This window comes from Shinella sp., assembly GCF_035998705.1.
Classification (GTDB): Bacteria; Pseudomonadota; Alphaproteobacteria; order Rhizobiales; family Rhizobiaceae; genus Shinella.
The window spans coordinates 41195-64235 of sequence record NZ_DASYHH010000026.1 but is presented as its reverse complement, the minus strand read 5'-3'; the positions used below and the strand labels follow the sequence as shown (position 1 = coordinate 64235).

The window sequence follows — 23041 nt, the reverse complement described above, 5'->3', positions numbered from 1 at the left end:
TATGCCGCGGAAAGTTCCGTGTGGGGAAAGACTATCGTGGGACGGCGGTTCTCTTGCCACCGGCGCCGCCAGCGACGACCATGTGAGGAACGTCGTTGCGCGAAAACTGGGAAGACGCCCGCCGGATCGTAAGACGGGCGCCGACCCTATTATGCCTGAAAGCGATCTACTTGCCGTCCAGGTCTTCCGCCATTTTCAGGTGATGTTTCAGATCCGGCACTGTTTTTGCCGCCCATGCCTTCAGGTCAGCGTTGTCGCCCTCTTTCGCATAACGCGTGAACACATCGACCGCATTCTCATGCGCATCCTCCTGATCGTCCTGATAGGCGTCGTCGAATTCCGCGCCGGATAGTGACTTGAGCTCATCGAGAGATTCTTGCTGATCCTCCGAGGGTGCCGCCGCCGGCTGAGCCTTCACCTTGCCGCTGTCCAGAAGGGCCTTGAGCTCGGTCGTGGTCTTTTGGTGGGCGTCGATCATCTGCTGTGCGAAAGCCTTCGTGGCCGCGCCACCGCGTTCGAGGGCGAGCTTGCTCGATTCGATCTCGAACATGTCGCTCATGGACACTTCTTTGACGAAATCCTCCGTCTTGGGAGGAATGCCGAGCGTGGAGTTGACCCCCGTCGTCTCCGCCGTGGACTGGGCGAATGCAGAGGTGGCGACGAGGAATAGAGCTGGGATCAGGCGGAAGGTTTTCATGGCGTCTCTCCTTGGTTTCATCCTCTAACCGGATGCCGGGGGGCTTGTTCCCTGGGGCGGAAGGATTTGGGCCACGCTCTCTACGCTCATCCAGTCCGCCGAGATGAACGACTTCGGGAAAACCGGATGCGCTGCGCGTCGTTGACCGGGAAAAGCCATTTCTGATTATCAAAGACGAGGGTAGACCATCGACACGGGCCGAAGTCGTCGGTTTACCGACGAGGTGAAGCTCGAGATTCCGGAAGGAGAACACGCCAAGAGGACATCCCATTCGACGGCATTGCGTTGGGTTATTCCATCTCCAGGCGCGATCGGATGGCGTTCATCTGCTCGATCTCGGCGCGTTGGCCGCGCGCTATCTCGGCGCAAAGTGAAACAAGGTCCATGTCCTCGAGATCCGCCTCTCTGCACATGAGGATCGCGCCCGAGTGATGGGGAACCATGGAAGCAATGAACTGCCGGTCCCCGATGAGCGCTTGTGTGCGCGTGCCCGCCAGTGCAGCGAAGAACAGGGCGGCAAGGCCGATGTAAAGCAGGATGTTCAGCCGCTTGTTCCCGTACATCTTACCCATCGTCGCCAACATGATGACGCCCATCGGCGCCACCATGGTCAGCGCCATGTAGAACATGTTGAGGTTGTTCCGGAAATCGGCCCAGCCATCGATCATCGAGAACATGACGAGATACATAAGGGCAACGCTCAGCACCATGTTGAGGAGGAACATGGCATAGGGACGCCAGCGTGCGGGTGCAGAATCATGGTTTCGCATGGTGGCTCTCCTCGTTCTGTCGGCCGGTTCGCCACCCGGCCGACAACGGGCAAATTCGTGAGGATGGGTAAACGTCCCAACCGATGAGAAGCAATCAGGTTCCCAAGGCGTCACGCGTAATTTTCGACCGCGGCTTTCATCGATGGTGGCGGCGTGGGAAGAGAGACAACGTGTTCGTTTCGGAAACACTTGATGCCCGAATGGATCGGCCTTTCGTCAAATCCACCAAACCATGCTTTATCAGCGCGTCGTGTTTTTGGTCTCAGGCAGGGTCGTTGCGGAACTGCAGCTTGGCGAGCAACAGCTCAGCGATAAGCAGCATGCCTTCCGGCTCATAGGTGACGTTCGCCTCGCCATAGGCGCCAAGGCTGGAAATGATGAGACGCGATCCGAAACCTTCCCGTCCGGATGTGGGTTTCGCGATGCGCGGGCCGCCGGTCTCCCGCCAGGAAACGGCCAGGACATCCTCGCTGTCCCGGCGTTCGATGTCCCATGTGATTTCGACCCGCCCGTCGGCATTCGACAGCGCCCCGTATTTCGCGGCATTCGTCAGGAGTTCGTGAAGGACCATCGAGAGTGACAGCGCCGCCTGCGGCCCCAGTTCGACATCAGGCCCGACTGACGTAAAGCGCTCGCTTCCATCCAACCCGATGGTCAGCCGGGCGGCATCGACCAAGTTGGCGAGCGTTGCGCTCGTCCAGTCCTTCTGAAGCAGGATCTCATGGGCGTGGGCGTAGGCCGCGATACGCGACAGCAGCTTTCCGGATGCGTCCTCCAGCGAACGCGCATTGCGCAGGGATTGCGTCACGATCGCCTGGACGACCGAGAGCGTATTCTTCATGCGATGGCCGAGTTCGTGCATGAGGAGGCGCTCACGCTCGGCGCGTTCGCGCTCCTGAGTCCGGTCGCGAAGAATCTTGATGAACCCGATCACGCTGTCGTCGGGAGCACGCAATGCCATCATCTCGCCGGATGCCCAGAATGTGGTGCCGTCCGCCCGCAGGTGCCACCGCTCGTCATTGCCCCGACCACTGTGGAGAGCGGCCGTCATTTCCTTTTGCGGGACACCGTTTTCCCTGTCTTCCTGCGTGAAGAAAGCCGTTGCGGGTTTTCCGATCATCTCCTCGGGCGACCAGCCCAGGATGCGGTGCGCGCCTTCGTTCCAACTGGTGACAAGGCCGTCGAGGTCCATCGAGATAATGGCATAGTCGATGGCGCTTTGAACGATTGCCTCGAGGAAATGCTCTCTTGCGGAGATATTGTCAGTAGCAGGTGCGGTCTTCATGGGGGCGTCCCGTGGCGTCTCGTTCAGACGTTATGCCACGGATGACGGCGCTTTATAACCGCGATCGCAATCCGTTCGGTCAAGCGGCATCGTAGCGCTGGCCTCGTTTGGAATCCGCCCGCCTTTCAAGGTGAGCGGGCCTCGTGCCCATCCGCGGCGGGGTTTCCCGATCGACGCCGCCGTGAATCTGCCCGCTATAACGCTTGCGGCCAGGCTGTAGAGAATGTAGGATTGTCTGGCAATTCTCTTGTCAAGAATGCTCGGAAGGTGGGTTTTTACGCAGATAATCCAGCGCTACTTTCGCCGCCATATCGATGTGGTGCTTGCAGGCGGCGGCGGCGCGCTGCCCATTTCGCTGATCGATGGCGTCTGCGATTTCCTTGATCTCGGCAATGCTATGCCGAAGGCGGCCTGGTTGGGTCATCGACGTCATGCGCAGCAGATTGATCCTGTTATGGAGGGTCGTCAGCATCTGTCGCACGAAGATGTTTTTGCTGCCGTCCATGAGGCAGTCATAGAAGGCGTTCTTCGCCTCGATCAGCCGGCTGCCGACACCGCTTTCGGCCGCAGCCTCGAACTCGGCGACGGCGGCCTTCAAAACGGCGATGTCCTCATAGGTGCCGTTTTCAGCGAACTGCTGCCCTGCAAAGCTTTCCAGCAGAGCGCGCACCGTATAGAGCTGAGACGCTTCATCATAGGTAATGGTGCTGACGACGGGACCCTTGTGCGGATAGCTGGTGATCAGCCCTTCCGCCTCGAGCTGGCGCAGCGCTTCGCGAATCGAGGTGCGTCCGACCCCGATCATTTCGCAGAGCTCCCGCTCCACGAGCCTCTGGCCGGGCTTGAAGCGACCGGTTGCGATGGCCTGCCTGATCTTGTCTTCCACCTGAATCCGCAGAGACGCGCTTTGTCGTGCAATCTGCAGTTCCGCGTCAGCCATCGTCCATCCTGTCTAACTGGTCGCATCTGTGATCCCGCTCGATTTGCCAGCGTGAACAGCAGCGACGGTCCGATTGTCTGATCTGAAACTAGATGGAATTACGGCTGCACGCAAGCGTGTTGATGGGCGGCGCACAAAAAGCGGAGTGATATGCAGCCGCAGTCGTGGAATCGCAGACCATTTTGTAGGTCATTGTTTCTGCTGGAGGTAGGCATCCTTCGCCTCTTCTTTCGCTCATATGTCCGCCGCCTGAGTTGACTGCTTTCGGAGCACAATCGGAAAAAAGCAATTTTTGCTTTGACAGCTTGTCAGACAATCTGTTAACTCACCCTCGACGGCAGGGAGGATGATCGATGTCGAAAAGCGCACATATTGCCTTTATCGGGCTTGGGCAGATGGGTATGCCGATGGCGTTGAACCTGCTTAAGGCCGGATACGACGTCGTCGGCTTCGATCTGTCTTCCGAGGCCTTGCAGGCATTGGCCGAGAGGGGCGGAAGGATTGCGGCAAGCGCTGTCGACGCCATGTCGGGAAGCGACGTCATCATCACCATGCTTTCCGACGGCAAGATCGTCCAAAGCGTTCTTCTGGAGGGCGATGCGTTCCGCCAGGCGCCGAAGAATGCGTTGCTTCTGGAAATGAGTTCTTCGGCACCGGAGGAAACAAGGTCCTTGGCTGCGAAAGTGTCAGGCCATCTCCGCGTCGTCGATGCGCCGGTGTCCGGCGGCGTCAAGCGGGCCGTAGAAGGTTCGCTTGCGCTCATGGCTGGCGGATCGGAGGCGGATTTCGAGGCCGCGAAGCCCATCCTTGGTGCGATGTCCGCCAAGATTTTCCATTGCGGCCCGGTGGGTACCGGGCACGCCATGAAAGCGATCAACAATTACGTTTCGGGCGCTGGCATGATTGCCGCCGTCGAGGCCGTGCTGCTCGGGCGTGCATTCGGTCTCGACGAGGCGAAGGTCGTCGATATCCTCAATTCCTCGAGCGGCAAAAACAACGCCACGGAAGTCAAGATGAACCAGTTCATCCTTTCCGGAACCTTCGGCTCGGGCTTTGCACTGGGGCTGATGGCCAAGGATATCCGGACCGCCGCCAACCTTTCGACCTCGCTCGGACTGAGCCAGCCGGGCCTGACGCAGACGGCAGATCTTTGGGACGATGCAGCGCGCACGCTCGGCGGTGCCGTCGATCACACGCGCTTCTATGACTATCTGAAAAGGCAGGGCGACTAGCGTCGGTCAGCCGGAAAACACTTGAATGGAGGAGTAACATGCCAAACGGGGCAGGCGATCATCGCCACTCTGGAGGAGAAGATGCGCGCGAACACACCGAGGCTTTCGACCGTGGTCTGAAGACCCGCCGGGAGGTTCTTGGCGACGCATATGTGGAAGCCTCGCTGAACAAGGCCACGGATTTCAGCTGGCCCATGCAGAAACTCGTCACCGAATATTGCTGGGATGAGATCTGGAATCGTCCGGGCCTCAGCCGGCGCGACCGGTCGATCCTCAACCTCGGAATGATCTCCGCCTTGAACCGCCAGCACGAACTTCGGACGCATGTCCGGGGCGCGTTGAACAACGGCCTGAGCCGGGACGAGATCACCGAGATATTCCTGCAGGTGGCAATTTATTGCGGTGTCCCGGCTGCAATCGACAGTTTCAGGAGCGCTCAACAGGTTCTCGATGAACTGAGCGAATAGGTCGGATTGGGAGGAGCAAACATGAAAATAGACAGATCGGCATTTGCCAAACTCGCGCGTGAGGATTTCGAATTCAAGCGCGAGACACGGTATCTGACAGGTGTCATTCGCCTGGTTTTCGGAGCCCGGTCCTGGGCATTGAGCTTCGCCGATGGCGCGCTCACCGAAGTTGCGGACGGCGCTTCGGCATCGGACGCGGAGGCCACCATCGTCGTCGGCGGTACCGTTGAACAATGGGACGAGCTTCTCAAGTGGAAACCGCGCCCATTTTACCAATGCATTCAGTCGGCTGCCGTCAAGCACGGCATGAGAATCAGCGATTCGGATGAGACCTTCGCATATCTGCCCGCACTCAACCGAATGACGACGCTTCTGCGTCAATTGCACAACGAGGAGGCGTGAGCATGGTGAAGCATGATCCGATCACCGGGCGTTATGTCTATCTGACCGTCGAAGGCATAGAATATCGCGTCTACTATGAGGAGGCCGGCTCCGGCATTCCGCTCATCGTCGGACATACGGCCGGCTCTGACGGCCGCCAGTACCGGCACATGCTGTGCGACGAGGCGGTAACCTCGCGCTACCGCGTTATCGCATTCGACCTTCCCTATCACGGCAAGTCTTTGCCGCCTTACGGCGTCAACTGGTGGGAACAGGAATACAACATGACCAAGAGCCGGATGATGGCGTTTCCCAACGCTCTCTCCGACGCGCTCGGTCTCGACCGGCCGCTCTATATGGGTAGTTCGATGGGCGGGCACCTTGCCGTCGATCTCGCCTCCAATCATCCCGATCGCTATCGCGCGACGATCGCCGTCGAAGGCGCTCTCCGTTCGGCGGTGGAGTATGTCGATGTCGGCATGGCCGGCATCCGCAAGGAATTCGACAATCCCAACGTCAATCGCACCTCGATCGGGGCGGCGATGATGCTGAACATCTCGCCCTATTCTCCCGAGAAAAACGTCAGGGAAATACAGTGGGAATATAGCTGCGGCGGACCGGGCATCTTCGCAGGCGACCTCTATTACTACTACTACGACCACAACATGTCTGACGACGAAGCCCGCGCAATCGATACGTCCAAATGCATGCTCTACATGCTGACAGGCGAATACGACCCGAACACCTCTCCCAAGGAAACCGAAGCGCTGGCCAAGCTGGTCAAGGGCTCGAAGTTCTGGGCGATGAAGGATCTCGGGCATTTCCCGGTCACAGAAGACTACACGAAGTTTCGTGAGTATCTGCTGCCGATCCTGGAAGAGGTTCATTCCAGAAAATAGGCGGAAAACAAGAGGAGGAGGAAATAACATGATGAAATATTTGTCAGCCGCAGTTTCGCTCGCGGCAATGATGACGGCTGCGTCCGCGCAGGCCGACGGGCTTGAAACGCTGCCGGAAAACATCCGCAGCGTCTACGCGATGGTCGACAGCCAGATCCCGGTCGGAAAGTCGCCGCTGGCGGACTTCAAGGCGAAGAAGGGGCCGCCGTGGAAGATCGGTTATGCCTCGACCTATGCCGGCAATACCTGGCAGGCAACGGCGCTCGACGAGATCGTCAACAAGCTCGCCCCGGCGGCCAAGGAGGCAGGCCTCGTTTCCGAACTCGTCGTGACGCAGGCGGACTTCAAGGATGCGGTGCAGATCCAGCAGATGCGCCAGATGGTCGACAATGGCGTCGATGCGATCGTGATTTGCTGCTCGAACGTCACGGCCTTCAATCCGACGATCGAATATGCATGGTCGAAGGGCGTGGCTGTCTTCGCCTATTCCGGCTACACGACCTCGCCCTACACGATCAACGTCGCGGCCAACCACATGCAGGGCGGCTTCGACATGGCGACGTGGCTTGCCGACGAGATGGGCGGCAAGGGCAATGTCGTGCTCGTTTCCGGCGTTCCCGGCACGGCTTCGTCGGACGCTTTCGACGCGGGTGCAAAGAAGGCACTCGAGGCCTATCCCGATATCAAGATCATCGGCGAAGTTGCCGGAAAGTGGACCGACCAGGTTGCACAGACCGAGCTGCAGAAATTCCTCGCGGTCAACCCGACCCAGGTCGACGGTATCCTCACCCAGGCGGCTCAGGAAAACGGCGTGCTCAACGCCATGCTCCAGTCCGGCCGCCCGATGGTGCCGATCACGCTCGGCGGAGAGGCGTCTGCCGCCTGCTACTGGCGTAAAAACCCCGACTGGATCTCCAAGTCCTTCCATATCTGGCCGCCGGCCCGCGAGATGGACCAGGTCTGGGATGTCATGCTGCGCACGTTGAGCGGTGAGGGGCCGAAGATCCAGTCGATGCTGCGGCCGGTGCTGCCCTACACGATCGATGAGGTGAGGGCGGCCATTCCGGAGGATTGCGACCTGAACTCCACCGGCTGGATTCAGCCGACGGCGGAGGCATGGTGGCCCAAGGATGTGGCAGCGCAGTTCTTCACCAACCCGAAGTAACCAAGGCCGACACGCGACCGGGCTGGCGATGGCCGAAGCCCGGCCGCATTTCTTCACGATCAGACATGAACTGGAGCAAGCATGGCGGGCACTGTTTCCATCCGTCTGCAGACGGTATCGAAGCGCTTTGGCGAAACCCGCGCCCTGACGGATTGCACCTTCGAGGCCTGCAAGGGTGAGGTTCATGCGATTGTGGGCGAGAACGGCAGCGGCAAGAGCACGCTGGCAAAGATCATTTCCGGCGTGCTGGTGCCCGACGGCGGTCTCTGCGAAGTGCTGGGCAGTGTGATCACGACACCGCGCCAGGCGCGCGACCGGGGCGTCGCGACGATTTTCCAGGAAGTCCTGATTGCGGAGGAAGCCAGCGTCCTCGACAATCTTTATGTTGGCAGCGAGGGCCTTGTCGGCACCGGCAAGAGCCGTGCAGAAAGACTGCGCGAGGCAGGCGCGATCATGACGCGCTGCGTCGGCCATGCGGTGGATCTGAATGACCGCGCCGGCGACCTGCCTTTGAGCGTCCGGCAATGGATCGTGATCGTCCGCGCCATCCTGCGCGAGCCGGAGGTGTTGATCTTCGACGAATCTTCCGCCGCGCTCGATCTCGAGGCGACGAAACGTCTCTTTACCGAGATCGCCCGCCTGCGCGATGCCGGCAAGACGATCCTGCTCGTAACCCACCGTATCGCCGAACTGGTCAGCATCGCGGACCGCGCGACGATTCTCAGGGATGGCAAGGCCGTCGGCGTTCTTGCGCGCGAGGAAATAACGGAAGCGCGGCTTCTTGAGATGATGACACAGGCCGGTCGTGTCCTGAGCGCCGCGCCGATCATGCGCCTGGATGAAAACAGGGCCGCCAAGGCCCCGATCCTTACCTGCAGGGGCCTGCGAACGTCCGATGACGCGCAACCCTTCGATTTTTCGCTTCAGCCGGGAGAGGTCGTCGGACTGGCAGGTCTTGACGGGCAGGGGCAGGAGCGTTTCGCCCGCATTCTCGCCGGTATTGTGAAGTCATCGTCCGGCAAGGTCTCCTGTAGAAAAGCCGACGGCCGGACGGAAGCCATCGATGGGCTCGAGGCCGCATGGCGCAACCATATTTCCTGGGTTTCCGGTGATCGCAAGCGCGAAGGTATTTTCCCGCTGCTCAGCATCCTGGACAATTTCGCTCTTGGCATCTACCGGCGCGAGCTGGGACCGTTTGGAAAGATCAATGCCCGCCGCGCCCGCTCGCTCTTCGATGAAGAGGCACGGCGCCTGTCGATCAGGATGGGTTCGTCCGGCAACCGCATCACCTCTCTTTCCGGCGGTAACCAGCAGAAGGTCCTGATTGCGCGCGCCTTCGCGGATACGCCAAGCGTGATCGTGTTCAACGATCCCGCGCGCGGCGTCGATATCGGCACCAAGCGTGATCTCTATCGCGAGCTTCAGCGCTTCGCCGAAAGCGGTGGCGCGGTGGTCTATCTCTCCAGCGAGATCGAGGAATTCATGGGGCTGGCTCATCGTGTCGATGTCTTCGTCAAGGGAACGCTGTTCCGCTCTTTGACAGGAGCCGACATCGAGGAGCGCGAAATCCTCGGCGCTATGTTCGGGCAGCCGCGCGGCGCCCATGTCGAACTCGAAGCAATGCGTGAGGATGCACAATGAGAGCCGCCAGATCCTTTCAGAAGCTTGGATCGCTTGCGGTTCCGGTCACGCTCGCCGTCGTCCTGCTGGCCATCGCGGTTGTGCGTGCGCCGAACCTGTTCACGCCGTCCGGCATCGGAAACGGCATCCTGGTCGCAGCACCGCTCTTTTTCGCGACGATGGCGCTGACCCCGATTGTAATGTCGGGACGAGGAGCCGTCGATCTGTCCATCGGTCCGCTGATCGGCTTCCTGAACGTCACGCTCATCACATGGCTTTCGGCGAGGGGGCTGACCAATCCGGTCCTGTTCATTGGCTGGGCGCTTCTGGCGGGTGCGCTTTGGCAGGTCATGCTGGCGGCGATCGTGATCTATGTGCGGATCGCGCCCATCATCGTCTCGTTGTCGGGCTATCTGGTGTTGAGCGGTGTGAACCTGATGATCATGTCGCGGCCGGGCGGCGTCGCGCCGGACTGGCTGATGAACTGGGGGGCTGCGAGCGCCGCGCAGATCGTCTCGCCGATCCTCGTTCTCGTGCTGGTCGCCTCCGCCTTCTGGGCGACGATCACCAGGACCGGCTTTCATCGACAGCTTCGCATGGTCGGCTCGGACGAGAGAATGGCCTATACGTCCGGCATCAATGTCGACCTCGTCCGGCTGATCGCCTTCGCCATCGGCGGCATGTTCGCCGGCCTTGCCGCGCTCAGCTACACGGCGCTGATTGCTTCGGGTGATCCGACACAGGGCTCGACCTACACGCTGCAGGCCGTGACGGCGCTGGTGCTTGGGGGCGCGAGCCTCTCCGGTGGCCGCGGCGGCGTGGTGGGCGCGGCATTGGGTGCCCTCAATATGTTTCTCATCAACTACCTTCTGGGGACGTTCAATTTCGGCTCTCTGTCGGGCTACGTCACCCAGCTGGCTTTCGGAGCGATCCTGGCATGTTCTCTTCTGGTGAACCTCTTCACATCCCCGTTCGCGAAAAGGGCATGAGGCAGACCATGGACAAGACCGTGAACGCCTCTTCCACGCTGGCCCGGTCGGCTTCCGGTATCCGCGTGCAACGATCGCTCGCCATCGGCGCTGCGCTGCTGGCTCTGCTCGTCATCGTCGGAGCGCTGCTCGTTCCCGGCTTCGTCTCGGTGCAGAACCTGCGGTCGATCCTTCTCCTGGCGGCTTTTCTCGGCATTGCCTCGCTCGGTCAGACGCTTTGCGCATTGCTTGGTGCGCTCGATCTGTCCATTCCCTTCGTGATTGGATCTGCGAATATCCTCCTGCCGAGCCTGCTCGTGTCCGGCCTGCCGCCAGCGGTCGCAATTGTGCTCGTTATCCTGCTTGGAGCACTCGTTGGCGCTGTCAACGGGCTCATGAGCTTCAGGATACAGGGACAGGCGCTGATCATGTCGCTTGCCATCGGTTTTGCCGTTGTCGGCGCGACGCAGATCTATACGACGCTGGGCTCGATCTATGCCGGCACCGTCTTCGCGACGCTTCCCGAATGGCTGCGCAACCTTGCCGCTTTCAATGGCAAGACGTTCGGCATTCCGATGCCGCCGGTGGTTTTCATCTGGGCAATTCTCACCGCTGTCGTCGTCCTGGTTATGCACGGTACCTGGTTCGGCCGCGGTATCTATGCGCTGGGCGGCAGCCGGGTCGCGGCCGCGCGCCTGCAGATTTCCGAACGGAAACTGTGGGTCGCCGTTCACGCGATCTCGGGCGTGGCCTCGGTTTCGGCGGGAATGCTTCTCCTCGGTTTTTCCGGCGGCGGCTTCGTCGGTGTGGGCGATCCCTATCTCTTCACGACGGTCGCGGCCGTCGTCATCGGAGGGACCTCGCTGTTGGGCGGCGCGGGCGGTTACGGCGCGACGGTGCTCGGTGTGCTGGTTCTCACCGTCCTCACCTCCATCCTCGTCGGCTTGGGACTGAGCTTCGCCTCGCAACAGGCCGTGGTCGGGCTGATCATCATTCCGATGGTGGCGATCTACGCCCGCGCCCCGCACATCCGCAACCAGATCTGAGACAGACCGACATGATAGCGCAATCTCTCCTATCGCGACTTTCCGATCCTGGCCTCGTCCGGGAACACGCCTTGCTCGCAGGCGAATGGGTAACCTCGGCCAATGGGCAGACGATTGCCGTCACCAACCCTTCGACCGGCGAGGTTCTGACCGAGGTGCCGGATATGGGCCTGGACGAAATCCGCAAGGCTATTGCTGCAGCGGACGTCGCGCAGAAGTCCTGGGCGCAGGCCACCGGGAAGGAACGCGCGGTAATCCTGCGACGCTGGTACGACCTCGTCATGGCCAACCAGCGCGATCTCGCCACCATCCTGACCGCCGAAATGGGCAAGCCTTTCATGGAAGCGATGGGCGAGGTCGCCTATGGCGCCGGTTACATCGAGTGGTTCGGAGAGGAAGCCAAGCGAATTTACGGGGATACCATTCCGGGCCATCACCGGGACAAGCGGATTGTCGTGCTGAAACAGCCGGTCGGCGTCGTCGCCGCCATCACACCCTGGAATTTCCCTTCGGCCATGGTGGCGCGCAAGTTCGCGCCCGCTCTGGCGGCCGGTTGCTCCATGGTCTTCAAGCCTGCCGCCGAAACGCCGCTCTCGGCGCTTGCGCTCGCGACGCTTGCCGAAAGGGCCGGCCTGCCGAAAGGCCTTCTAAGCGTGCTCCCGACCAAGCGTGCAGGGGAATTCGGCACGGAAGTTTGCCGCAATCCGATCGTCAAGAAGCTGACATTCACCGGCTCGACCGAAGTCGGCCGCATGCTGATGGCGCAAGGCGCGCAGAAGATCCTGAAGCTCAGCCTTGAACTTGGCGGCAATGCGCCGTTCATCGTGTTCGACGACGCCGATGTCGATGCTGCCGTGGAAGGCGCTCTCCTGTCGAAGTTCCGCAACAACGGCCAAACCTGCGTCTGCGCCAACCGGCTCTTCGTACAATCCGGCATTCATGACGCGTTCGTCCGCCGCTTCACCGACGCCGTGTCCGCGATGAAAGTCGGCGATGGTTTCGACGCTGAAACTCAGCTCGGTCCGCTGATCAACGATGCCGCGATGGCCAAGTTGAAGGATCACGTCGAGGATGCCGTTGCGAAGGGGGCGACGATCGTCCTCGGCGGACAGGCGCACCCGCTCGGCAAGACCTTCGTGGGGCCGACCATCGTGACGGGCGTCACGACCGGGATGAAGGTCGCGCGGGAGGAGACGTTCGCGCCGTTTGCCCCGATCTTCCGCTTCGAGAGCGTCGATGAGGTTATCGCGCTTGCCAATGATACCGAATTCGGCCTCGCCTCATACTTCTACGCGCAGGACCTCACGCAGGTCTGGAAAGTGGCGGAGGCCCTCGAATACGGAATGGTCGGTGTCAATACCGGTCTCATTTCGACGGAGGTCGCCCCCTTCGGCGGCGTCAAGCAATCGGGTTTCGGGCGAGAGGGGTCGAAATACGGTCTCGATGACTTCCTGTCCCTGAAATACGTCTGCCTCGGGGGCATTGCGTGATCATAGGACGCGGCGTCGCGTCAGATGGTTTTCTTGAACGGTCCATGGTTTCGCATGGAAATCATGGGGGAGGGTATCGATGGCTACGGAAACAGATGACATCTTCGACTATATCGTCGTGGGTGCGGGAACGGCCGGTTGCGTCCTGACCGAGCGGCTGAGTGCGGCAGGGCATTCGGTTTGCACGCTTGAAGCGGGGCCGCGTGACACCAATCCGCTCATTCACATTCCGGCGGGATATATAAAGAACATCTATTCGAAGAAACTGACCTGGAACTTCCGGTCCGAGCCGGGGCCGGGCGTCAACGGCCGGTCGTTCCCGCTGCCGCAGGGGCGCGTTCTGGGCGGATCGAGTTCCATAAACGGGCTCAACTACGTTCGTGGCCAGTCGACCGACTATGACAACTGGGCAGCGGCGGGCAATCCGGGGTGGAGCTACAACGACGTCCTGCCTTATTTCCGGCGTTCCGAAAAACGCCTCGGCAAGGCCGATCCGAAATATCGCGGAACCGATGGAGAATTGCCGATCTCTGATCTGGATTGGCACAACCCGGTCAGTGATGCGCTGATCGATGCCGCCGGTGCGATCGGTATTCCCCGCAATCCCGATCACAACGGCGCGACGCAGGAAGGCGCGGGATTCTTCCAGAGGACGATCTATCGCGGCAAGCGCGTCAGTTCGGCAAAGGCGTTCCTTTCCAAGGCCAGACGCCGCCCGAACGTGTCGATCAGGACGCATGCCCAATGCACGTCGATCATTCTCGAAAACGGCGTTGCATGCGGGATCCGGTATATCCAGGGTGGATCGGGCGGCAAGATCCGCACGGTCCGGGCGCGTCGCGAGGTCATCCTGACGGCCGGGGCGATCAATACGCCGAAACTTCTGCAGCTTTCGGGCCTTGGTCCCGCTCATGTCCTCAAGGCGGCCGGCATCGAGGTCGTTCGCGATATACAGGGCGTCGGCGCCAATCTTCGCGATCACTATGCTGTCCGGATGGTGTCGAGGATCCAAGGCGCGCCGACCATCAACACCAAGGTGCAGGGCCCCGCACTCGCCATCCAGGTCGCCCGCTGGCTGGTGGGCCTTCCGAGCCCGCTCGCGATCAGCCCGTCGCTGGTGCATATCTTCTGCCGTTCCGATCCCTCGGTCGATCGACCGGATCTGGAATTCGCCTGCGCGCCCGCAAGCTTCAGGGAAGGGGTTGTCGGCCTTCTCGACAAACATCCCGGTTTGACGCTCGGCGTCTGGCAGGAGCGGCCGGAGAGCCTGGGCCATGTCCGGGTCAAGAGCGGCGACGTGTTCCAGGCCCCTTCCATTCAGCCCAACTACCTGACCGACGAGCGTGACCAGAAGACGCTTCTCGGTGGCATGCGGATTGCCCGGCGTCTGTTTCGTGCAGCTCCGCTCGCCAGATATGTCGAGGCGGAAACCTCGCCCCCGCCGGATGTGGAAAGCGACGACGAGCTTCTTGCCTTCGCTCGCGAAAAGGGCACGACCGTCTATCACATGATCGGGACCGCCCGCATGGGGCCGCGGGATCGGCCGGACAGCGTCGTCGATCACGAGCTACGGTTCCACGGCATCGGCAACTTGCGTGTCTGCGATGCTTCGATCATGCCGTCGATGCCTTCGGCGAACACCAACGCGACGACCCTGATGATCGCCGAGAAGGCGGCCGACATGATCCTCGCCCGGACGGCCCTGCAATGATGGAGGCGGGTCGAAACGAAGAGGCTGCGCGCCACTATGTCTCCGACGCACAGCCGGTTTTCGATGCGCTCCACGAAGTCGCCACGCGACTGGCAGGGCTTCTCATGTCGCTGGAAATGCTGAAATCCCGGCATGTTCTCGATATCGAGAGCCGGCTGGCGGCGCGAACGCGGCTGGACAGGGCCGATGCCGAACGCCGACGTCTGAGGCCGCCGGCCGTGGCCGCGCATTTCCATCATCACCTGACGGATGCGGCGAGGAAGCTGGCGATTTCGCTCGATGCCATCGACGACAGGCTCGCGGGACTGATTTCGGCAGGTGATCCGCTGCCGCCCCTGCGCTCCGCCTGGCGCGACATCGAGGCGGCATCGCACGCGATACCGGGCTTCGAGACGGTCGATTTTCAACAGTCTTGCTGTGCCATGCACAGGACGCCGGATAACAGTGGAGGACGCAATGGCCGAGTATTCGATCTGGATTCTTAATTTTGCAGAGGTGCCCGATGCGGCGACGAGTTCGCTGATATTCGGCCGTCACAATGCCGGTACGCAGGTGCTGCCATACGCCTATACGCTGCTCAAGGGGCACGGAAAGACGATTCTTTTCGATTGCGGCCTCAATGCGGAGACCCATGGAAAAGCGTTCGTCGAGAAGTTCAACGTTCAGAAATGGGCGCATCCGAGGGACGTTCTCGGCGAAGTCGGCGTCAAGCCCGAAGACATCGATTACGTTGTCCTGACGCACGCACATTTCGATCACATGGGCGGCCTTTCGCTGTTTCCCAATGCGACGTTTCTGATCCAGTCGGACGAATTGGCTGCATGGGTCAAGATCATGGCGATGGACCGCAAGTTCCGCTGGCTGATGGGGGCCACGGACCCGAACGACATGATGGAGGCTGTGCAGCTTGCCAGGGAAGGTCGCCTCATCGGTATCGATGGCGACGCCGACAATATTCTTCCCGGCATCGACGTACGTGTCGCGCCCGATACCCATACCGCCTATTCGCAGTACATCGTCGTGCGCAATGACGGGAAAGTGGAAAGCGAGGATTGTTATGTCTATACCGGCGATCTGATCTATCGTCACGAAAACCTGCATGGCGGCACGCCCGACGACCCGGCCTATGTGCCGAACGGTCTGTCCTATGGCAGCAATACCAAACTTCTGATGGTGACGGACGAGATCATGACGACGGTCGGCAGGGATATCAGCCGTGTCCTTATTCCACATGATCAGAAGATGGCCGACCTGTATCCGTCGCGCACCACGACACGCGGCCATTATCTCGTCGAGGTGGCGCTTGCAAACGGAGATGCGTCGCGCGTCTGACATGGCGGGTGAGGGCGCTGCGGTCGCCGTTGCTCAACACGTATTGCAACGGTCGGTGATGTCACGTCGTCTTTGGCTTAAAGAAGCGAATCGTAAACGAAAGCCCCCCGGGAAACCGAGGGGCTTTTGTCGTTGCTGGGGGATGAAATCCTTCGCCGTTTTCCCCGCCCCATAACGCCTCCGTATAATTCCGGAAAACCCACACAGGAAACCGGACAATGGACGCCACCGAAAACCTCAATCTCCCCTATATCCTCCCCGCACAGGCCCAGAAACATGTGACGCACAACGAGGCCATCAAGGCGGTCGATGCGCTTCTTCATCTTGCTGTCGGAAGCCGGAGTGTGACGACTCCTCCAGACATTCCGCTGGCTGGGGATCGTTATATCGTACCTGCCGGTGCGACGGGGGCCTGGACCGGGCGGGCGAAGGACGTCGCTGCCTGGCAGGATGGGGTCTGGACCTTCTATACGCCGCGGGACGGCTGGCTGGCCTATGCCACGGACGAAAACCGCATGCTGACCTTCGAGGAGGGCGAATGGGCGCTCGCCACCGTCAGCGTCGCGATTCCGGTCGAAGTCGGCATCAACACGACGGCGGATGCGACGAACCGGCTGGCGGTCGCCTCGCCCGCTTCGCTGTTCACCAATGAGGGCGCGGGTCATCAGGTCAAGATCAACAAGGCCAATGCGGGGGATACGGCGTCGCTGCTGTTCCAGACGGGCTGGTCCGGACGGGCCGAAATGGGGCTTGCCGGCAGCGATGCGTTCCGCGTCAAGGTCAGTGCCGACGGCTCCACCTTCTACGACGCCGTGGTGATCGACCAGGCGACGGGCAGGGTGTCCTTTCCGGCCGGCGCCGTCGGCCTGCGGCCGCAGCTCACCGGCAATCTTACCTACTATGTTGCGGCGACCGGGAGCGACAGCAATAACGGGCTAACGGTGGGAACGCCGTTTGCGACGCTCCAGAAGGCGATTGACGAGGCGCATAAACTCGACTGCGCGAGCTATGACGTGACGATCGAGCTTGCCAACGGAACCTATGTCGGCGCGATGGTCGTGCGGCCCCTGATCGGCGGCGGCACGCTCTTCATCAAGGGCAACGAGACGACGCCGGCCTCGGTCGTGCTGTCCTCGGGGCTCAGCTTCCGCAATGGGGCGCAGGTCCGTGTCAGCGGCCTGCGGATCGCCATCGGCACCGATCTCATCCATGCGCTGTCGGTCAGCAACGGTGTCACGCTCCGCCTCGGCAAGATGGAGTTCGGCGCGGTCGGCGCCAATGCCGACCACATCTTTGCCGACAGCCCCTGCCAGATCGTGCTGGAGGACAATTACACGATAAATGGCGGCGCGCGGCGGCATATGAACATCGCCATGGGCTACCTCACGGGCGTGAACCGCACCTTCACGCTGACCGGCACGCCGGCCTTTACCCAGTTCATCGCCGCCAGCAGCTGCGGCACCGTGGCGCTCTCCAATCCGACGATATCAGGCGCGGCCACCGGCAGCCGCTACATCGCCGAAACGAACGGCGTCATCAACACCTTCGGCAAGGCGATGACCTTCCTGCCGGGCTCGACCGCCGGCACGATCCCGACCGGCGGCATCTACGCGTGAATGCATAGTATGCATTGCTTTTCGGTGGCCTCTTGCAAGGAGGCCGCCGGACTGGCTATGAACATGGGCATGTCTCTCGAATCCGTCCGCAGCTTCTTTTCGCAAAACGCTCCCGATGTCGCGGTGCTCGTCACCGAGCAGAGTTCGGCGACCGTGACGCTGGCCGCCGAAGCCCATGGGGTTGCGCCGGAACAGATCGCCAAGACGATCTGCCTGCGCATCGGCGAGGAGATCGTGCTGCTCGTCGCCGCCGGCACGGCGCGGCTCAGCAACCGGAAATTCAAGGACCGTTTTGCCGCAAAGCCGCGCATGCTCGATGCGGAACAGGTGCTGGCGATCACGTCCCATCCCGTCGGCGGCGTCTGCCCGTTCGGCCTGCCTGCTCCAGTGCCGGTCTATTGCGACGTGTCGCTCCGGCCGTTCGACGAGGTCGTTCCGGCCGCGGGCGCGACGAATGCGGCGGTGCGCATTGCACCGGAGCGCATGGCGGCGCTGGTCAAGGGCGAATGGGTCGACGTCTGCGAGTGACGCAGACCTTCTGCCGGTCAAATCGTGCCCCGCATCAGGCGAATCGTGCCTCGCATCAGGCGAATCGTGAAAGAGTTTCGCTAAAATTCGGGGAAATGCCCGGCTGGCGCAAATCCGCGCGAACAAGCAATATGACGAAACTGTGATCAACCGCGGCCGGCTTCCGGCGGACAGCGGCGCGCGGGCGCGGGAAATCCGCGGGGGCGGCGGTTCGCAGTGCGAAGCGTCGGTCAGGACCGGGTGGCTGGAGGAGCTTTGACCCGGAAGTTTCGCACGGCGCGCCGCAGGCTGCGCCAGGGGGAGAAAACATGTTTGAACGGCTTTTCAAGCTGAGTGAGCACGGCACGTCCGTGCGCACAGAGGTGATCGCGGGTCTGACGACCTTCCTCACCATGTCCTATATCATCTTCGTCAACCCGGACATCCTGTCGACGACGGGCATGGACCGGGATGCCGTCTTCGTCGCGACCTGTCTTGCCGCGGCTCTCGGCTCGCTGGTCATGGCGCTCGTCGCCAACTGGCCGATCGGCATGGCGCCCGGCATGGGCCTCAACGCCTTCTTCGCCTTTACCGTCGTGGCGGCGCTGGGCTTCACCTGGCAGCAGGCACTGGGCGCGGTGTTCATTTCCGGCATCATCTTCGTCATCCTGACGGTGACCGGCGTGCGCAGCTGGCTGATCGCCGGCATCCCGCATTCGCTGCGAAGCGCGATCGCCGCCGGCATCGGCCTTTTCCTCGGCATCATCGCCTTGAAGAATGCCGGCATCGTCGTCGACAACCCGGCGACGCTCGTCGGCCTCGGCAGCCTGAAGGAAACCGGTCCGCTTCTGGCGATCCTCGGCTTCTTCGTCATCGCGGTGCTCGATGCACTGCGCGTCAAGGGCGCGATCCTGATCGGCATTCTCGCCGTCACGGTGCTTTCCTGGGTCTTCGGGGTCAGCGAGTTCCGCGGCATTGTCTCGGCCCCTCCGTCGATCATGCCGACCTTCCTGCAGCTCGACATCATGGGCGCGCTGCATGGCGGCCTCATCCATGTCATCCTGGTCTTCGTGCTGGTGGAAGTCTTCGACGCGACCGGCACGCTGATCGGCGTCGCCAAGCGCGCCAATCTCATCCAGGAAAACAAGCCGAGCCGCCTCGGCCGCGCGCTTCTCGCCGACAGCACCGCGATCGTCGCCGGCTCCCTGATCGGCACCAGCAGCACGACGGCTTACGTGGAAAGCGCGTCCGGCGTGCAGGCCGGCGGTCGCACCGGCCTCACCGCCTTCACCGTCGCCATCCTGTTCCTCGCCGCCCTCTTCATCTCGCCGCTCGCCGGCTCCGTGCCGACCTATGCGACGGCGCCGGCTTTGCTCTATGTGGCAGGCCTGATGATGCGGGAACTGACGGAAATCGAATGGGAAGACCTGACGGAAGCGGCGCCGGCGGCCCTCACCGCGCTCGCCATGCCCTTCACCTATTCGATCGCCAACGGCCTTGCCTTCGGCTTCATCAGCTACGCCGTGCTGAAGCTCTTCACCGGCAAGTGGAAGGATATCCACCCGGCAACGGCCATCGTCGCGGTCCTCTTCGTCATCCGCTTCGCCTTCTTCGCGGAGTAAGGGGCTTCACTTAAAAAGAAACGGGCCGCGTGATGAGCGCGGCCCGTTTTCGTTTCAGGACTTTGCGATGCCGTCGAGCCAAGGCCTGCCATGTCGGCTCGGTCGCAGCGGTGGTCTCTCCGGCTTTCGGCCCGTAGAAGAAGCGGTAGACGCTGAGCCGGGCCGCTTCGTCGACGGTCCAGTTTTCGCTGGCACCGAAGCTGAAAAAGTGCCGGCCCGTGGAGGCGGGCCGGCGGATCCGCTGCCCGGTGGATGGATCAGCGGATCAGGAAGGATTCGTCGTAAAAGTGCTCTTCGAGGTTCACGCCCTCGCCGCCGCGATCGACCACGGCGAAATCGGAGACGGTGTCGAGCGGGGTCAGGATGCCGTGCCAGACATTGCGGCCGATATTGACGCCCTGGCCGGGCGCGGTGCGAAAGGCGATCGGCTCGGCGGGACCGTTTTCCGTCTCCTCGGCGACGACGACGAGGAAGGGGCTTTCGCCGAGCGGAATGAAGGCCTGGCTGCCGAGCGGATGGCGCTCGACCATTTTCAATTCCAGCGGCAGCGGATAGGGCTCGCCACGCAAGAGGCTGATCATCGGCCGGGCTTTTTCACCCGTCGTCTCGATGTTGGCCAGGTCGTGGAAACGGGTGCATTTGCCCGCATTGATCGGGAAATTCGGCGCCCCGTCCTGCTCGATGACCTGGCCGAAGGGCGCGAAGGCCTCCCGGGTCAACGGTCTGATCTCGATGGTCTTCATGTCTTTCCTCCCTCGGCCGGATGGCCAAAAACACGCAGGCGGCTGACGCCGCCGTCCGGATGGATGTTGAGGCGGACATGCGTCACCGCACCCGCCTGCTTCACGAGATGGCCGTCGAACGTGTGGATACGGTCGGCGGCCAGTTTCTGCTCGGGCAGGATTTCCGGCCAGAACATCGACGCGGCTTTGACAAGGGTGGGGAGGTCCCCCGTCGAGCCCGTCAGGTCGGCGGCCTGCATGGAACAGGCATCCGGGTAATTGCCCTTGAAATGGGCGGTATCGACGACGATGCTGTCCACCGTCGCCCGCGTGGCGAGCTTCACCACGATCCATTCGTGGCCGGGCTCGCGGCGCCGGCTGGTCTCCCAGCCGTCACCCATATTGACGCCGCGGCCGGGCGCGAGCAAGCGCTGGTGGCCGTAGTGCCCGTTCGAAAGCGCGATGACCTGGCCGCCGGTTAGCGCCGCGGCAAGGTCGATCGGCCCTTCGGCAGGGACGAGCGTCGGGACACCATAGACCCGCAGCCGCGCTACCCCGCCATCGGGATAGATGCGCAGCCGCACATGGCTGTAGAGCCCGCCCGAGGCGCACTCGAAGAAATGCTGGGCGCTCGGCCCGAGCGGGCTAGGCCCAAGCAACTCCACCCAAGCCGTCCGGTCGTCGGGGCCTTCCGGTGCATGACAGGCCTCGATGGCGCAGGCCGTCGGGAAATTGCCGGTGAAAAAGGCGGTATCGACGTCGAAGCCGCGGATGCGGCCGGGCGTGGCGAGCGCGATGATCGCATGGTCATGGCCCGGCCCGCGCCGCCGCCGCGTTTCCCAGCCGTCCATCCACTTGCCGTTCTCGTCGTAGAGGCCGGGGTGGAAGACGGCCGGTTCATCGGCCAGCATGCGCGACAGCGGCCCGAAGAATTCATCCGTCGCGAAGACGCCTCTTGCCCCGAGGCTGGCCGCGGCAAGGTTGATCGTTCCACGGGTGAACGCAGGCGGGGCGCCGGTCGACATGGTCTGTCTCAGGCCGGCAGCAGGGCTTTGAGCCGCAGCAGCCCGATCCGCTCCACCTGCTTGCAGGCAGTAGCGAATTCGACGTCGCGGTCATTGCCGATGCGTTTCTGGAAGGCCGAGAGGATGCTGGCCTTGGTGTTGTCCCTGACCGCGATGATGAACGGAAACCCGAACTTTTTGACATACTCCGTGTTGAGCTCCGTAAAGCGCGCCCGCTCCTCGTCCGTCAGCGCGTCGAGGCCGGCCGACGCCTGCTCTTCGGTCGAGCTCGCCGTCAGGCGCTTGGCCTCGGCCAGCTTGCCGGCGAGGTCCGGGTGGGCGACGAGCACGCCGAGCCGTTCGGCATCGCTTGCCGCGCGGAACTGGAAGGTGAGCGCCGCGGCAAGGCCGACCGCGGTGTCGTTAGCCGGCGAAAGTTCGCCGGCCCAGGCACGGCGCGCGACCCAGGGCGAATGCTCGAAAATATCGCCGAAGCGTTTGACGAAAGCCTCTTCCGCCATCTGCGAGGGACGCTCGCCAAGCGGTCGCGGCGGATGGGTCTTCGCCCAGTGCTCGGCAATGTCGATGCGCCGCGCGATCCAGACCTTGTCGTGGCTCTGCACATAGTCGATGAAGCGGGCGAGCGCCATGACGCGGCCCGGCCGGCCGATCAGGCGGCAATGCAGGCCGATGCTCATCATCTTCGGGCTGCCCGCCATGCCTTCGGCATAGAGCGCATCGAAGCTATCCTTCAGGTAGCTGAAGAACTGGTCGCCGCTGTTGAAACCCTGCGGCGTTGCGAAACGCATGTCGTTGGCGTCGAGCGTATAGGGGATGATGAGCTGCTGGCGGCCGCCATGCTCGTACCAGTAGGGCAGGTCGTCCGCATAGGTATCGGACACGTAGTCGAAGCCGCCTTCTTCCGCCACCAGATCGACGGTGTTTACGGAACAGCGGCCGGTATACCAGCCGCGCGGCCGCTCGCCGGTGACGAGCCTGTGCAGGCGGACCGCCTCGGCAATCGCCGCGCGCTCCTCTTCGGCCGGCATGTCCTTGTGCTCGACCCATTTCAGGCCGTGCGAGGCAATCTCCCAGCCGGCCTCCAGCATGGCGGCGACCTGGGCCGGCGAGCGTTGAAGCGCGGTCGCGACACCATAGACCGTGACCGGCACGGCCTTCTCCGTCAGCAGCCGGTGCAGCCGCCAGAAGCCGGCGCGGGCGCCATATTCGTAGATCGATTCCATGTTCCAGTGGCGCTGGCCCGGCCATTGGGCGGCGCCGACGATTTCGGAGAGGAAGGCCTCGGAGGCGGCATCGCCATGCAGCACGCAGTTCTCACCGCCCTCTTCGTAGTTCAGCACGAACTGCACGGCGACGCGTGCCTCGCCCGGCCACTCGGCCGCCGGCGGTGTCTGTCCGTATCCGTGCATGTCACGGCAATATCGCATGGGAACGCTCCTCCAAACCCTGTCCATGGCGAATTTCTAACCCGAAATCGCGCGGGCCATTCCCCCGGAAATTTTGAAAGTCTCGAACGATCCCGCCGCTTTTCAGGGGGGTGGGGCTG

At 62.1% G+C, this 23041-nt stretch carries 22 protein-coding genes; 15 read left to right on the top strand and 7 right to left on the bottom strand.

All coding sequences use genetic code 11. From position 1 onward, the window contains the following. Positions 1 to 166: 166 nt before the first annotated feature. The 4 genes from VGN93_RS23015 to VGN93_RS23000 all read right to left on the bottom strand — a co-directional run bounded on the left by VGN93_RS23015 (position 167) and on the right by VGN93_RS23000 (position 3692). The gene (locus VGN93_RS23015) at positions 167 to 697 is read right to left on the bottom strand and encodes a DUF4142 domain-containing protein (protein WP_319323038.1); all 531 of its coding nucleotides are present in this window, start codon (positions 695 to 697) and stop codon (positions 167 to 169) included. Positions 698 to 987: 290 nt separating this feature from the next. Further along, complete coding sequence (locus VGN93_RS23010) at positions 988 to 1467, bottom strand: DUF305 domain-containing protein (protein ID WP_327509329.1); 480 nt, start codon at positions 1465 to 1467, stop codon at positions 988 to 990. A gap of 262 nt (positions 1468 to 1729) precedes the next feature. Further along, entirely contained in the window at positions 1730 to 2752 is a 1023-nt protein-coding gene (locus VGN93_RS23005; RefSeq protein ID WP_327509328.1) for a sensor histidine kinase, read from the bottom strand. Between the two features lie 250 nt (positions 2753 to 3002). After that, positions 3003 to 3692 (bottom strand): GntR family transcriptional regulator, encoded by a 690-nt coding sequence (locus tag VGN93_RS23000; protein WP_327509327.1) that lies wholly within the window; start codon positions 3690 to 3692, stop codon positions 3003 to 3005. Positions 3693 to 4045: 353 nt separating this feature from the next. Between VGN93_RS23000 and VGN93_RS22995 the strand changes: the two genes are divergently transcribed. From VGN93_RS22995 to VGN93_RS22925, 15 genes are all read left to right on the top strand, one after another. Beyond that, positions 4046 to 4924, top strand: a complete 879-nt coding sequence (locus tag VGN93_RS22995; RefSeq protein ID WP_327509326.1) for an NAD(P)-dependent oxidoreductase — start codon at positions 4046 to 4048, stop codon at positions 4922 to 4924. 38 nt (positions 4925 to 4962) lie between these two features. Continuing rightward, on the top strand, positions 4963 to 5391 hold the full coding sequence (locus VGN93_RS22990; RefSeq protein WP_319323028.1) for a carboxymuconolactone decarboxylase family protein: 429 nt from the start codon (positions 4963 to 4965) through the stop codon (positions 5389 to 5391). 21 nt (positions 5392 to 5412) lie between these two features. Beyond that, positions 5413 to 5793, top strand: a complete 381-nt coding sequence (locus VGN93_RS22985; protein WP_327509325.1) for a hypothetical protein — start codon at positions 5413 to 5415, stop codon at positions 5791 to 5793. A 2-nt stretch (positions 5794 to 5795) separates the two neighbouring features. Then, positions 5796 to 6671, top strand: a complete 876-nt coding sequence (locus VGN93_RS22980; protein ID WP_327509324.1) for an alpha/beta hydrolase — start codon at positions 5796 to 5798, stop codon at positions 6669 to 6671. Between the two features lie 28 nt (positions 6672 to 6699). After that, the gene (locus VGN93_RS22975) at positions 6700 to 7836 is read left to right on the top strand and encodes an ABC transporter substrate-binding protein (protein WP_327509323.1); all 1137 of its coding nucleotides are present in this window, start codon (positions 6700 to 6702) and stop codon (positions 7834 to 7836) included. A gap of 81 nt (positions 7837 to 7917) precedes the next feature. Further along, positions 7918 to 9477, top strand: a complete 1560-nt coding sequence (locus tag VGN93_RS22970) for a sugar ABC transporter ATP-binding protein (RefSeq protein ID WP_327509322.1) — start codon at positions 7918 to 7920, stop codon at positions 9475 to 9477. Further along, entirely contained in the window at positions 9474 to 10445 is a 972-nt protein-coding gene (locus VGN93_RS22965; protein ID WP_327509321.1) for an ABC transporter permease, read from the top strand. The genes VGN93_RS22970 and VGN93_RS22965 overlap by 4 nt, the downstream gene beginning before the upstream one ends. A gap of 8 nt (positions 10446 to 10453) precedes the next feature. Then, positions 10454 to 11470, top strand: a complete 1017-nt coding sequence (locus VGN93_RS22960) for an ABC transporter permease (RefSeq protein WP_327509320.1) — start codon at positions 10454 to 10456, stop codon at positions 11468 to 11470. A gap of 11 nt (positions 11471 to 11481) precedes the next feature. Continuing rightward, positions 11482 to 12960 (top strand): NAD-dependent succinate-semialdehyde dehydrogenase, encoded by a 1479-nt coding sequence (locus tag VGN93_RS22955; protein ID WP_327509319.1) that lies wholly within the window; start codon positions 11482 to 11484, stop codon positions 12958 to 12960. Between the two features lie 79 nt (positions 12961 to 13039). Next, positions 13040 to 14671 (top strand): GMC family oxidoreductase, encoded by a 1632-nt coding sequence (locus tag VGN93_RS22950; protein WP_327509318.1) that lies wholly within the window; start codon positions 13040 to 13042, stop codon positions 14669 to 14671. Continuing rightward, the gene (locus VGN93_RS22945; protein ID WP_327509317.1) at positions 14668 to 15156 is read left to right on the top strand and encodes a hypothetical protein; all 489 of its coding nucleotides are present in this window, start codon (positions 14668 to 14670) and stop codon (positions 15154 to 15156) included. The genes VGN93_RS22950 and VGN93_RS22945 overlap by 4 nt, the downstream gene beginning before the upstream one ends. Further along, positions 15128 to 16003: an N-acyl homoserine lactonase family protein gene (locus VGN93_RS22940; protein WP_319323009.1), complete on the top strand. Its 876-nt coding sequence runs from the start codon at positions 15128 to 15130 to the stop codon at positions 16001 to 16003. The genes VGN93_RS22945 and VGN93_RS22940 overlap by 29 nt, the downstream gene beginning before the upstream one ends. A gap of 218 nt (positions 16004 to 16221) precedes the next feature. Continuing rightward, positions 16222 to 17619 carry a DUF2793 domain-containing protein gene (locus VGN93_RS22935; RefSeq protein WP_327509316.1) on the top strand — a complete coding sequence of 466 codons (1398 nt, stop codon included), beginning with the start codon at positions 16222 to 16224 and terminating at the stop codon, positions 17617 to 17619. Between the two features lie 69 nt (positions 17620 to 17688). Next, positions 17689 to 18147, top strand: coding sequence for a YbaK/EbsC family protein (locus VGN93_RS22930; RefSeq protein ID WP_327509315.1), 459 nt, complete (start codon positions 17689 to 17691; stop codon positions 18145 to 18147). Between the two features lie 308 nt (positions 18148 to 18455). After that, complete coding sequence (locus tag VGN93_RS22925; protein WP_327509314.1) at positions 18456 to 19748, top strand: NCS2 family permease; 1293 nt, start codon at positions 18456 to 18458, stop codon at positions 19746 to 19748. Positions 19749 to 20005: 257 nt separating this feature from the next. Here the strand turns inward: VGN93_RS22925 and VGN93_RS22920 are convergent, their stop codons facing one another. Genes VGN93_RS22920 through puuE form a run of 3 tightly spaced genes read right to left on the bottom strand, consistent with a single transcriptional unit; the run spans position 20006 to position 22922 of the window. Further along, entirely contained in the window at positions 20006 to 20491 is a 486-nt protein-coding gene (locus VGN93_RS22920; RefSeq protein WP_327509313.1) for an ureidoglycolate lyase, read from the bottom strand. After that, entirely contained in the window at positions 20488 to 21495 is a 1008-nt protein-coding gene (alc, locus tag VGN93_RS22915) for an allantoicase (protein ID WP_327509312.1), read from the bottom strand. The genes VGN93_RS22920 and alc overlap by 4 nt, the downstream gene beginning before the upstream one ends. Before the next feature lie 8 nt (positions 21496 to 21503). After that, positions 21504 to 22922 carry an allantoinase PuuE gene (puuE, locus tag VGN93_RS22910; protein WP_327509311.1) on the bottom strand — a complete coding sequence of 473 codons (1419 nt, stop codon included), beginning with the start codon at positions 22920 to 22922 and terminating at the stop codon, positions 21504 to 21506. Between the last annotated feature and the right edge of the window lie 119 nt (positions 22923 to 23041).